The 12644-nt window shown below is 74.9% G+C and carries 8 protein-coding genes; all 8 read left to right on the top strand.

Going from position 1 to position 12644, the window contains the following annotated elements; translation table 11 throughout:
- Nucleotides 1-8 precede the first annotated feature (8 nt).
- The gene (locus ABWI04_RS09285; RefSeq protein WP_353832084.1) at nt 9-971 is read left to right on the top strand and encodes an EI24 domain-containing protein; all 963 of its coding nucleotides are present in this window, start codon (nt 9-11) and stop codon (nt 969-971) included.
- A 97-nt stretch (nt 972-1068) separates the two neighbouring features.
- Nucleotides 1069-2340 carry a flagellar basal body-associated FliL family protein gene (locus ABWI04_RS09280; protein ID WP_353832083.1) on the top strand — a complete coding sequence of 424 codons (1272 nt, stop codon included), beginning with the start codon at nt 1069-1071 and terminating at the stop codon, nt 2338-2340.
- A 66-nt stretch (nt 2341-2406) separates the two neighbouring features.
- Complete coding sequence (locus ABWI04_RS09275; protein ID WP_353832082.1) at nt 2407-4539, top strand: acyl-CoA dehydrogenase family protein; 2133 nt, start codon at nt 2407-2409, stop codon at nt 4537-4539.
- Between the two features lie 30 nt (nt 4540-4569).
- Nucleotides 4570-6285 (top strand): MmpA family trehalose lipid delivery protein, encoded by a 1716-nt coding sequence (locus ABWI04_RS09270; RefSeq protein WP_353832081.1) that lies wholly within the window; start codon nt 4570-4572, stop codon nt 6283-6285.
- On the top strand, nt 6285-6416 hold the full coding sequence (locus ABWI04_RS09265) for a hypothetical protein (RefSeq protein ID WP_258942032.1): 132 nt from the start codon (nt 6285-6287) through the stop codon (nt 6414-6416). Before ABWI04_RS09270 ends, ABWI04_RS09265 begins: the two co-directional genes overlap by 1 nt.
- 13 nt (nt 6417-6429) lie before the next feature.
- Nucleotides 6430-7350 (top strand): glycosyltransferase, encoded by a 921-nt coding sequence (locus ABWI04_RS09260; RefSeq protein ID WP_353832080.1) that lies wholly within the window; start codon nt 6430-6432, stop codon nt 7348-7350.
- Nucleotides 7347-8531 carry a glycosyltransferase family 4 protein gene (locus tag ABWI04_RS09255; RefSeq protein ID WP_353832079.1) on the top strand — a complete coding sequence of 395 codons (1185 nt, stop codon included), beginning with the start codon at nt 7347-7349 and terminating at the stop codon, nt 8529-8531. The genes ABWI04_RS09260 and ABWI04_RS09255 overlap by 4 nt, the downstream gene beginning before the upstream one ends.
- Nucleotides 8532-8565: 34 nt before the next feature.
- The coding region (locus tag ABWI04_RS09250) for an alpha-(1->3)-arabinofuranosyltransferase domain-containing protein (protein WP_353832078.1) at nt 8566-12644 on the top strand (4079 nt) is incomplete at its 3' end.

Here is a 12644-nt window from a genome sequence, read left to right as displayed (position 1 = left end):
CAGGGTGCGTGAGCCAACCGTACGGACCGCCTGACCGACCCGGTGCCTGGAGCGGCCCGCCGCAGCCGGGCCCCCAGCCGGGCCCGCGGCCGAGCCCCCAGCCGAGCCCCCAGCCGAGCCCCCGAGCGGGCTTCCAGCCGAGCCCTCAGCAGCCCCACCCTCCGCAGCAGCCGGGTCCGCCGCCGCGCCCGTCCGCCTTCAAGGACTTCTTCAACGGCGTCGGCTATCTGCTGCGCGGCATCGGATGGGTGGCGCGGCACCCGGCCCAGTGGCTGTTCGGGCTGATCCCCGCGCTGATCGTCCTGGCGGTCTACGTCGCGGCGCTGGTCTTCCTGGCGTACCGGATCGACGACCTGGCCGGATGGGTGACGGGCTTCGCCGACGGCTGGTCCGACGCGGCGCGCTCGTCGGCGCGGGTCGTGGCCGGGATCGCCCTGTACGGGGCGGCCCTGTTCCTCGCGGTCATCACGTTCACGGCGGTGACGCTGCTGGTGGGCGACCCGTTCTACGAGGCCATCGCGGTCCGGGTGGAGGAGTCGCAGGGCGGCGCGCCGCCGGAGCCGGACGTCCCGCTGCTGGTCCAGATCGGGCGGGCGGTCAAGGACGCGCTGATCCTCGGGGCCGTGGCGCTGGCGTTCGCGGTCGTGTTCTTCGCGTGCGGGTTCCTGCCGGTGGTGGGGCAGACGGTCGTCCCGGTGGTCGCGGCGCTGGTGTCGGGCTACTTCCTCGCGGGCGAGCTGACGTCGATCGCGCTGGAGCGGCGCGGGCTGCGGCGCCGGGACCGGTTCGCGCGGCTGAAGACCCGCCGCCCGCTCGCCGTCGGGTTCGGCGCGGCGACCTTTGTGGTGTTTCTCATCCCGTTCGGCGCGGTGCTCGCGATGCCCGGCGCGGTGGCCGGCGGGACGCTGCTGGCGAGGGAGCGCCTGGCCGACGACCCGGTGGCCGAGGCGGGCCTGACGAGTCCCGCGTGAGCGCCCGGGGCGCCGCCACCGAGGCGATGAGAAGATGTGTCCTGAGCGTGATGACCGGCCGGAACGGCACGAGTGATCTTGGCGTAACGTGTGCCGCATGTCCGATCAGGGGGAGCGCAGTGTGCGCTGGACCGAAATGAGCGAGAGCGAGCCGCGGGACGGCGCGGAGGGCGCGACCGGGCCGCAGGCGGCCTTCCCCGAGCCGAAGGTGCCGGAGGTGCCGGTGCCCCCGCCGACGGGCCGCACCGACTTCTCCGCGTCCGGCGAGGGCGCCGGAGCGCACGACGTCTGGGGCAAGGTCGAGACCGGGCGCCGGGAGTCCGCCGTGCGCGAGGAGCCCGACCCCGAGGACGTCAAGGTGGCGCCCGTGGTCGAGGAGAAGCCCGCCGCCGAGGAGGCGCCCCAGTGGGAGGGCTCGCTCTTCGAGGAGGGCGACGGCGACGGCGGCGGCGACGACAGGTACGTCCCGGCGGTCCCCACCGGGTCCGGGCAGCCGGCCAAGCCCGGCAAGCCGAGCAGCGGCAACTGGCAGATGCCCGACTGGATGGCCGACGAGGACGCCGCGGACGCCAAGCTCGGCGGCTCGCCGAGGCCGCAGCGCGACGTCCTGGACGAGCGCGGCGGCCGGTCCCGGCTCGTGCTGTTCGGCGGGATCGGCCTGCTGGTGGTCGCGCTCCTCGCGGCCGGCGGCGCCTACTTCTTGAAGAGCGGCGACGACGAGCCGGCCGAGCCCGCCGACCCGCCTGGCAACGCCGACCGGCGGGCCGCGGCGGAGCAGTCCGAGGCGGCGCAGGTGGAGATGCCGCCGGACAAGCGCCTCGCGACGTTCCCCGGGAAGCCGAGCCGGATGCTCGGTCGGGTCAACGACGTCCACTCCGGGCTGTCGTACCCGCGGCTGGCCGCCCCCTGGCAGGTGCCCACCAAGAAGAACAAGCTGGGCACGCCGGGATGGTCGGGGCAGCAGATCCTCCTGACCGAGCGGCACGCCGGGCGGTTCTGGTACGGGCAGCTCCTCACCGGCACGCTGATCCCGTCCCTGCAGAGCGCCTACCAGGGGCCGGACAGCGTGAAGACCGTGGCCGGGCTGGCCGCGAAGGGCTACGAGGCGCAGTACTACGCGTTCCCCCACAAGACGGCCCCGCTCGCGTCGCAGGCGCTGAACGTGGGCGGGCGCAAGGGCTGGCTGGTCGCCTCTTACCTCACCTACAAGCGGTCCGGGGTGCGCGCGACGGGCGAGATCGTCGTCATGGCGGTGGTCGACACCGGCCGGAAGGCGCCGGCGGTGGTGTTCGCTTCGATGCCGAACACGAACCGCAAGCAGTGGCCGGACGTCAACCAGTTCCTCGGGCAGCTCAAGCTCGCCTCCTGACCGATCGCTCCTGACAACCGAATCCCGTTCTAATACGCTGGGGCCACTCCTGCGAAAGGTGTGGCCATGGCCATCGGGCTGACCGAGGAACACGAGGCGCTCGCGGCGGCGGTGCGCGGCTTCGCCGAACGGGCCGTCACGCGCGAGGCCGTCCGGAACGCGGACGCGGGCTTCTGGCCCGCGCTCGCCGGGCAGGGGCTGCTCGGCCTGCACCTGCCCGAGGACGCCGGCGGCGAGGGATTCGGGATCCTGGAGCAGGCCGTCGCCCTGGAGGAACTGGGCCGCGTCCTGGCTCCCGGCCCGTACGCGCCGACCGTGCTGGCGTCCGCGATCCTGCACGCGGCCGGGGCGGACGTGCGCGGCCTCGTCGCGGGGGCCCGGAAGGCGGCGGTCGGGCTTTCGGGCGGCCTCAGCACGAACGGCTCCAGCGTCGCCGGGACGGTCCAACCGGTGCTGGGCGCGCCCTTGGCCGATGTCTTCGTGCTCCCCGCCGGAGACCGCTGGGCCGTCCTGGATCGGGACGACGTCACCGTCGAGCCGCTGGAGTCTCTCGATATCACCCGGCCGGTGGGATCGGTCACGGTCGGGGGCGTGTCCCTTCCGGACGACCGCCTCATCAGCGGCGTGGACGTGCCCGCCCTCGCCGCCGTCCTTCTGGGCGCCGAGGCGTGCGGTGTGGCGGGACGTGCCCTGGACGACGCCGTCGCGTACGCGAAACTGCGTGAGCAGTTCGGCCGTCCGATCGGCCAGTTCCAAGGCGTCAAGCACAAGTGCGCGCGGATGCTCATCGCGGTCGAGCGCGCCAGGGCGGCGGTATGGGACGCCGCACGCGCCCTGGACGAGCCGGAAGAGCAGCGCGCCTACGCCGCCGGGGTGGCGGCCGTCCTGGCGGCGGACGCCGCCGTCACCTGCGCGGAAGGCAACATCCAGGTCCACGGAGGCGTCGGCTACACCTATGAGCACGACGCCCACCTCCTCTACCGGCGGGCCCTCACCCTCCGCGCGCTCCTCGGGCGGGCGAGCGCGCACCGCGCGGAGGTCGCCGCGCTCGCGGTCGGGGGCGTCCGGCGCCCGATGAGCATCGAGCTGGCGGAGGACGCGGCGCCGGTCCGCGAGGAGATCCGCGCCCGCGTCGCCGAGCTGGCCGCGATGGAGCCGCTCGAACAGCGGGCGGCGCTGGCCGAGGGCGGCTGGGTGACGCCGCACCTGCCGAAGCCGTGGGGGCGGGACGCGGGGCCCCTCGAACAGATCGTGATCCAGCAGGAGCTCGGGGCGGCGAAGGTGCGCCCGGTGCCGCTGATGATCGCGGCGTGGGTCGTCCCCTCGCTGGTCCGGTACGGGACGGCGGAGCAGCGGGAGCGCTTCCTCCCGCCGACGCTGCGCGGCGAGATCATCTGGTGCCAGCTGTTCTCCGAGCCGGAGGCGGGCTCCGACCTCGCCGGGCTGCGGACCCGCGCCGAGCGCGCCGAGGGCGGCTGGACGATCACCGGGCAGAAGATCTGGACGTCGCTGGCCCGCGAGGCGCGGTGGGCGATCTGCGTCGCGCGCACCGATCCGGACCGTCCCAAGCACGACGGGATCACCTACTTCCTCGTCGACATGGAGTCGCCCGGCATCGAGGTCCGCCCGCTGCGCGAGTGCACCGGCGACGCCGTGTTCAACGAGGTGTTCCTCGACGGGGTGTTCGTGCCGGACGACCTCGTCGTCGGCCCGGTCAACGAGGGCTGGCGCGTGGCCCGCACGACGCTGGCCAACGAGCGGGTCGGCCTGACGAGCAGCTTCCAGCTCGGCGGCGACCTGCCCAAGCTGCTCGACCTCGCGGCCGGGCTCGGCCTGGACGGCGACCCGCTCGTCCGCGACGGGATCGGGCGCCTCGCCTGCGACGAGCACGCGTTCAACCTGCTCGGGCTGCGCGCCACGCTCAAGCGGCTCTCGGGCACCGACCCGGGCGCGACGGCGAACGTCCGCAAGCTGGTGGCGATGGAGCACGGCCAGCAGGTCACCGAGTTCGGGTTCACGCTCCTCGGCGAGGAGGGCGCCCTGACCGGCGGGCGCCGCGACCCCCTGCGCGCCCGCTGGACCCGCTACCTGCTCGCCTCCCGGGCGATGACGATCGGCGGCGGCACCACCGAGGTCAACCTGAACGTGATCGGCGAGCGGATCCTCGGCCTGCCCCGGGACCCCGAGCCGGTCGGGTAGCGTCCAGGCTCACATGCGGGAGCGGACTGCTTGACCGACCGGACGCGGCACCTGGTGGCCGCCCTCACCGGCCTCGGGCTCGGGCTCGCGGCACTGGGGCCGGGGCTCGCGCCCGGCTTCGTGCTGTCCTACGACATGGTGTTCGTGCCCGACCCGGCGTTCACCCGCCTGACGTTCGGGCTGACAGGGGTCGTGCCCCGGCACGTGCCGAGCGACGCGTTCGTCACCGCGCTCGCCGCGATCGTCCCGGCGGACGCGGTGCAGAAGCTCGTCCTGCTGGCCGTCTTCATGATGGCGTGCACGTCGGCGGCGTCGCTGGTCCCCTCGCCCCGGCTGCTGCCGCGCCTGGCCGCCGGCGTCTGCTACGCCTGGAACCCGTTCGTCGCCGAACGCCTGCTGCTCGGACAGTGGGCCCTCCTCCTCGGCTACGCGGCCCTGCCGTGGGTGGTGGCGGCGGCCGCGCGGACGGACGAGCCCGGCGGTGGCCGCCGCCTCGTCCGCGCCCTGCTCCCCGCGGCGATCGGCGGCTTCGCGGCGCTGGCGGTCTCCGCCATGACGGCTCTGGCCGTCGCCTTCATGGGGGCGGGCCGCCCGCGTGACCGGCTGCGCGCCGGACTGCGGGTCGCGGCGGCCGCGGCCGCGCTCAGCCTGCCCTGGCTGGTGCCGGGGGCGCTGCGTCCCGCGGGCCTGCCCGGGGACGGGACAGCCGTCGGCCTGTTCGCGGCCAGGGCGGACACCCCGTTCGGGACGCTCGGCAGCCTGCTCCTGCTCGGCGGGGTGTGGAACGGCGAAACGGTGCCGAGCGGCTACGGGGCGCCGGTCACCGCGACGATCTGGCTGGTCGTGGTGGTGGTCGCGCTGGCCGCCTACGGGAGATGGTGCAGGGAGCCCGGCTGGCGGCGGGGCGCGGCCGTCGCGGCGGCGGCCGGGTTCGCCGTCGCGGCTTTTGGAGCGGTGGCGGCGCCCGTCCTCGAAGGTGTCATCGGCCTGTGGCCGGGGTTCGCCGTCCTCCGGGACGGGCAGCAGTTCGCGGCCCCGCTCGCCGTCGTGGTCGCCGTGGGGCTGGGGACGGCCGCCGACCGGGCGGCCGAGGCCCGGTGGCCGGGAGTGGCCGCCGCTGCGACGGCGGCCCCGGTCCTCCTGCTGCCGACGCTGGCCTGGGGCGCGGCGGGCGATTTGCGGGCCGTCCGATACCCGGACGACTGGGCGCGCGCACGGCAGATCATCGACGGGGACCCCGCCTCGGGGGACGTGTTGGTCCTGCCCTGGGCGTCCTACCGGAGCTACCCGTGGAACCACGGCCGCCGGGTGCTCGACCCGATGCCCCGCTACCTGCACCGCCGCGTCATCGTGGACGACGCCGTCACGGTCGGCGGGACGACCGTCGCCCCCGAGGATCCGAGGGCGGTCGAGTTCGCGCCCGCCGCGCGGACCGGAACCCCGCCCGTGACCACGTTGCGTGACAGGGGAGTACGGTACGTCGTCGTGGACGCCGAGCCGGGGGCCCACCGCCCCTCGGGCGCGGCCACGGAGGTCCTGCGAGGGCCTGACCTGGTCGTCTACCGGATCGACGGGGTCGCGAACGGGGTCCGCGACTCGGCCCCGCTCGCGCCCGTGGTGGCCGCGTGGGTGCTGACGGGTCTCGCCGTTTTCTGGTCAATCACGCCCTCAAGGACTACTCTGAGCTTCCCGTTACTCGGCGGTATCACGCCTCGCAGACCCGACCCCCGACGAAGGACCCCCTGATGCGCATCGCCATCGCCGCAATCGTCGGCGTCCTGCTGGCCTCCGGAGCCTCGTTCGGCGCCGTCCAGCTCGCAAGCGCCTCCCAGAAGGACCCCGTCATCAAGCCGCTGTACAACTACGGCTCCCGGTGACGTGTAGGCCCTGATGGGGACCAGGCGTGACCGGCCCGCACTTCTGGAGATCGTCGTTCCCGCCTTCAACGAGGCCGACCGGCTTCCGGCGGGACTGGATCTGCTGTGCGGCAAGCTCGCGGGCCTCGCGGCGCGGGCCGAGGTCATCGTCGTCGACAACGCCAGCACCGACGGGACGGCCGGCATCGTCGAGTCCTGGGACGGGCCGGTCCCCGTCCGGTTGGTGCGCTGCGAGCGCCGGGGGAAGGGAGCGGCGGTCCGCGCCGGACTGCTCGCGACGCGGGCCCCTTACGTGGGCTTCATGGACGCCGATATGGCAACAGACCTCGCCGCGCTGGACGAAGCCATCGTCCTGCTGCGCGAGGGCCGCCCGGTCGTGGTCGGGTCAAGGCGCCACGGTCGGTCGGTCGTCCAGGGGTACGCGCTGCCCGTCAGGCGCCTCGGCGCCATCACCTTCAACCGGATCGTCCGCGACCTCGTGGGCGGCATCCCCGACACCCAGTGCGGGTTCAAGTTCTTCTACGGCCCCCTCGGACGGGCCGCCGCGAAGGACCTGCGCACGTCGGGCTTCTCGTTCGACGTCGAACTCCTCGCCCACTGCGTGCGGCGCGGAGCGTCCGTGACGGACATCCCGGTGGTCTGGCGTGACCGTCCGGGATCGACGTTCTCGGTCCGGCGGCATTCGCTGCAATGCCTGCTCGACCTGGCCCGGATCCGCGCGCGCGCCGGAGTCCGGCTGCCTCTCATACCGGTGAGGCCGAACCTCCCGGTCGTGCCGCTGCGGGCGGTGCTCGGTGAGCCGAGCCCGGTGCCGGTCGCCCTGTCGGAACCCATCGCCCTGTCGAGTCCGGTCGCTTTGTCGAGTTCGGTCGCCCTGTCGCACGCGGCCGCACTGGCTGAGAACGTTCCCGCGTCGCGCGCGAAGACGGGATGAGCGAGAAGCTGCGGCTGGCGGTCGTCAACTGGAGGGATCCCTGGCATCCCGCCGCAGGCGGCGCCGAACGCTACGCATGGGAACTGGCGCGCAGGTTCGCCGGTGAAGGAGCCCGCGTCCATTACGTCACCAGCAGGGCGCAGGGGCAAAGGCGCAGGGAACGGGTCGAGGACGTGGAGTTCGTACGTCTCGGCGGCCGTTTCACCGTCTACCCCCTGGTCCTGCTGTGGATGCTGGGTTTCCGCCTCAGGCGGCTGCGCTTCGACGCCGTCGTCGACTGCCAGAACGGCATCCCTTTCTTCACGCCGTGGGTCATGCCGCGCCGGGTCCCGGTGTTCTGCGTCGTCCACCATGTGCACGACGCTCAGTTCGGTCTGTATTTCCCCAGATGGCTCGCGTGGGTCGGCCAGGTCCTGGAGGGGCCGGTGAGCCGCTGGACTTACCGGCGGCACGCGTTCGTCGTCGTCTCGCCGTCCACGGAGCGCGCTGTCAAGGAGCGGCTGGGCTGGAGCGGTCCGACCTACGTCGTCTCCAACGGAACGGTGGTCGCCGAACCCGACGGCGCGGTCCCGGAGCCCGCCGGGAACCCGGATCTCGTCTGCGTGACCCGGCTCGTCCCGCACAAGCGCCTCCCTCTCCTTCTCGACCTCGCCGCCGACCTCGCCGGGACCCATCCCGGGCTGAAACTCCACATCGTCGGAGACGGCCCCGAGGCGGCCGCCCTCACGACCGAGATCAGAGCCCGCGGCCTGGAGAAGGTCGTCATCGCGCACGGCTACGTCGCCGAGAACGTGAAGGCGGCGCTGGTCGCCCGCGCCGACCTGCATCTCAGCACGTCCCAGGGCGAAGGCTGGGGCCTCAGCGTCATCGAGGCCGCCGCGTTCGGCGTCCCCACCGTCGCGCACGACGTGGACGGCCTGCGCGACGCCGTCCGCGACGGGGCCACCGGATGGCTCGTCCGCGAGGGCGACGACCAGGCCGACGTCGTCCGGCGCGCCCTCAAGGACCTCGCCGACCGCGCGGAGCGTGATCGCATCGCCACGGAGTGTCAGAGGCGGGCGGCAGAGTTCGACTGGGCGCGCACCGCCGCCCGGATGCGGGACCTCGTCGCCGCCGCCGTCCGGGCCCGCGAGGCCGGTGCGCGAGGCGACCGAAGGTACGGTGACGGGCACCCTGGCTGACGCCCGGGAGAGCAGAGAGGGGCAGAGGGCGAGCATGGCGGTGGGAGAGGCGAATCCGCCCCGCGCCGGCGCGTCCCGCCGACCCGTGCCGGACGGACCGGACGTCGCGGGCCGGGTGCGGGAGCGGCTGCGCGTCCTCGCGTGCTGCCTCGCGCTGACCGCGCTCGCCTTCGGCGCCCGCCCCGGCGCGATCCTGGCCGACACCAAGATCGACATGGCGGTGAACCCGCTCGGGTTCCTCGGCCGCGCCCTGCACCTGTGGGACCCCGAGCAGTTCGGCCAGCTCCAGAACCAGGCCGTCGGCTACCTGTTCCCGATGGGCCCCTTCTTCGCGCTCGGCGACCTGGCCGGAATGCCCGCGTGGATCACCCAGCGGTTCTGGCTGGCGCTGCTGATGTGCCTGGCGTTCACCGGCACCTGGCGCCTCGCGGGGCGCCTCGGCTTCGGCGCCGGCGGCGACGGGCAGGGCGCCCGCCTGTTCGCGGCGATGGCCTACGCGCTCGCCCCGAACGGGCTGGCCACGCTCGGGCAGATCTCCTCGGAGTACCTGCCGGTCGCGATGCTGCCCTGGATCGTCCTGCCGCTGGCCGGCGCGGCCGCCGGGGAGACGGGGCGGCTCAGGGCGGCGGCGAGGTCGGGCCTGGCGATCGCCTGCTGCGGCGGCATCAACGCGACCGCGACCGTCGCCGTGCTGGTCGTCCCGGTCGTGTACGTGGTGACGCGGCCGCGCGGATCGTTCCGGGCGCGGATGCTCGCGTGGTGGTCGGCGGCGGCGGGCGCGGCCGTGGCCTGGTGGCTCGCCCCCCTCCTGCTCACCGGAACCTACGGCTTCTCCTGGCTGACCTACACCGAGAAGGCGCGGACCACGGCCGGGCCGACCGGCCTGATCAACGTCCTGCGCGGCGCGGAGCGCTGGGTCAACTACCTGATCGTGGACGGGCAGGTCTGGTGGCCGGTCGGGCACGGCCTGTCCCTCGGCCCCGTGGCGATCGTCTGCACGGGCCTCGCCGCCGCGATCGGGCTCGCCGGGCTGCTGAGCCGGCTGCTGCCCGAGCGGACGTTCCTGCTGCTCACGCTGCTCGCCGGGCTGGCGATCCTGTCGATGGGCCACCTCAGCGGCCTGCCGGGTCCGTTCGCCGAGCAGCTCCGCGACCTGCTCGACGGCCCGCTCGCCCCGCTGCGCAACCTGCACAAGTTCGACGCGGTCGTCCGGCTGCCGCTCGCGCTCGGCCTCGCCCACGCGCTCGTCGCCGCGGCCCGCCGCACGGCGGGCCACGTGCGCGGCCGGGGGGCCGGGCCGGCGTCCGGCCCGGCGCTGAGATCGCTGCTCAGCCTGCCGGTGGCCGCCGCCGTCGCGCTCGGCGGCATCGGCGTCACGGCCGCCTCGCAGGGCCTGTCCGGGCCGGGCGAGTTCACGGAGGTGCCCCGGTACTGGCGGGACGCCGCGGCGTGGATCAACGCGCGGGCCGGGCGGCAGGGGGTGCTGGCCGTCCCGGGCGCGCCGTTCGGCGAGTACCTGTGGGGCCGCCCCATGGACGACATCGTCCAGCCGCTGCTGTCGGCGCGGTGGGGCGTCCGGCAGCTCGTCCCGGCCGGGTCGCCCGGGTACACGCGCGCGCTCGACGCGATCGACCAGCAGGTCCGGTCAGGGCAGGGGTCGCCCGGCCTGAGCGCCTTCCTCGGCCGGATGGGCGTCCGGTACGTCCTGGTGCGCAATGACCTGCGGCGCGAGTCGCTGCGGGGCGCCTGGCCCGCCCGCCTCCACCAGGCGCTCGGCGACTCTCCCGGGATGCGGAGGGCTGCCGCGTTCGGCGGGCCCGTCGGCGGGGACGCCGACGACGCGGTGACCGCCGTCGACCAGAAGTACCCGGCGCTGGAGGTCTACGAGGTCGCCGGCGCCGCGGGCGTGGCGACCCTCGCCGACGCCGCGGACCCCGTCCGCGTGTACGGGGGGCCGGAGTCGCTGCTGCCCATGGCCGACGGCGGCACGCTGCCGGACGGGCCCGTCCTGCTGGACGACGACGCCGCCGACCTCGGGGGCGCCCCGGTCGTGACCGACTCGCCCCGCCTGCTGCGCCGCAACTTCGGCGAGCTGCACCAGACGTCTCCGACGCTGACCGCCGCCCGCGAGGGTGAGGCCGCCGACGTCCTCGACACGGGCTGGAGGCGCTACGCGACCCACGTGACGTACGGCGGCGGCGTCCGCGACGTCACGGCGTCCACCTCGGCGGCGGGCGACGACGCCGTCCCGCAGGCGCGCGAGCCCGAGGCGACCCCCTTCGCGGCGCTCGACGGCGACCAGTTCACCGCCTGGAAGACGGGCGGCTGGAACGGGCCGGTCGGGCAGTGGCTCCGCGTCGACTTCGACCGGCCCCGCGAGGTGCCGAGCCTCACCGCCGCGTTCCTCCAGGACGGGTCCCTCGGCCCCGCCGTCTCGCGCGTCGCCGTCGAGACCGAGAACGGGACGGTGCGGCAGGACGTCCAGAAGATCGTGACCGGGCAGCCCCTCCGCGCGCCCGGCGGCCCGACCCGCTGGCTGCGGCTGCGGATCCTCGGGCTGGCCTCCGAGCCGCTCGTCCCGGGTTTCGCCCGCGCGGGCGTGGCGGAGCTGTCGATCGGCGGCGTGCGGCCCGCCCGCACCTTCACGATGCCCGCGCCCGCCGGCCTCGCCGGGCCCGCGACGTACGTGATGAGCCGGGCGCAGGGCGCCGCGGGCGAGTGCGTGAAGGGCAGCCGCCGCTGGGTGTGCTCGCCGTCCCTCGGGTCCGGCGACGAGGAGGAGGCGGGGTTCGACCGGACGTTCACCGCCGCCGCCGCGGGCCGGGCCGCCGTCACCGGCACGGCCGTGCTCACCGACCGGCGGCTCGTCGAGCGGTTCACCGCCGTCCGGGGGCAGCCGGCCGTCGCCGCGAGCTCGGTCCTGGCCGACCACCCCGCCGATCAGCCGAGGGCGGGCTTCGACGGCGACCCCGGGACGGCTTGGATCGCGGGGGAGCGGGACGAGGCGCCCACGTACACCGTCCGGTGGAAGGGCCGCAAGCGGCTGGCGTCCGTCACCGTCACCCGTCCGCCCTCTGCCTCCGGGCCGATGCGCGTCCGGGTCGAGGGGGCGAACGGCCAGACCCGCGAAGGGCTGTCCGACGCCCAGGGCAGGCTGGCGTTCGCCCCGATGACGACCGACCGGGTCACGTTCACCTTCTTCCGGGAGAGCCAGGCCCAGCCCGTCCAGGTGACCGACCTCGTCATTCCCGGCGTCAAGCCGATCCCCGACGTCCGCGCCGTCCCGCTGCGGCTGCCGTGCGGGTACGGCCCGAAACTGCGGATCGGCGGCGCCGCCGTCCAGACCAAGGCGACCGGCACGCTCGGCGACCTGCTCGCGGGCCGGCCGCTGCGGTTCAGCGCGTGCACTCCCGCCGCGCTCCAAGCGGGCCGGAACCGGCTGGCGTCCGCGCCGTTCGACCCCTACCGCCTCGACACGGTGACGGTCGGGGCGAAGCCCCGCGCCGCCGCGTCGGCCCGGCCGCCGCAGCAGGTCAAGGTGCTCGAATGGGGCTCCAGCACGCGCAGGCTGGAGGTGGACGCCGCCACCGCCTCCTTCCTCACGGTGAACGAGAACTTCAACACCGGTTGGCGCGCGACCGTCGGCGGCGCCGAACTGCGAGCCGTCCGCCTCGACGGCTGGAAGCAGGGCTGGGTCGTCCCGAAGGGGACCAGCGGCGTCGTCGAGCTGGCCTACGCCCCCGACCGGGCGCAGCGGACCGCCGTCGTCGCGGGCCTCGTCCTGCTGCTCGTCCTGCTGGTGATCGCCGTCTGGCCGTCCGGGCGGGGCCGGCGCGGCCCGGAGCCCCGCGCCCTCGTCGCCGGGACGGGCTGGCCCGCGTGGGCGGCGGTCGCCCTCGCCGCCGCGCTCGGCGGCTGGATCGCCGGGCTGCCCGGCCTCGCCGTCACGGCCGCCGTCGCCGCCGCCTGCGGCTGGGCCCGCACCCGCCGCTCCGCCGTGCCGCGCGCCCTGGCGTCGCCGAGCCTGCGAGAATCCCTCAAATTCATGCTCGGGCTGGGCAAGGACGTGGCCGAGGATCTCAGTGGCTACAACGACGCGAAGAAGTGCGTCAC

Source organism: Actinomadura sp. NPDC000929 (genome assembly GCF_040492065.1).
In the GTDB taxonomy this organism is placed as follows: domain Bacteria; phylum Actinomycetota; class Actinomycetes; order Streptosporangiales; family Streptosporangiaceae; genus Spirillospora; species Spirillospora verrucosospora.
This window is presented reverse-complemented; position numbering and strand designations above follow the sequence as displayed.

Coding starts and splice junctions, on each gene's coding strand:
- ABWI04_RS09280 (WP_353832083.1), top strand. CDS start 1,069: ATGTCCGATCAGGGGGAGCGCAGTGTGCGCTGGACCGAAATGAGCGAG.
- ABWI04_RS09275 (WP_353832082.1), top strand. CDS start 2,407: ATGGCCATCGGGCTGACCGAGGAACACGAGGCGCTCGCGGCGGCGGTG.
- ABWI04_RS09265 (WP_258942032.1), top strand. CDS start 6,285: ATGCGCATCGCCATCGCCGCAATCGTCGGCGTCCTGCTGGCCTCCGGA.
- ABWI04_RS09260 (WP_353832080.1), top strand. CDS start 6,430: ATGGGGACCAGGCGTGACCGGCCCGCACTTCTGGAGATCGTCGTTCCC.
- ABWI04_RS09255 (WP_353832079.1), top strand. CDS start 7,347: ATGAGCGAGAAGCTGCGGCTGGCGGTCGTCAACTGGAGGGATCCCTGG.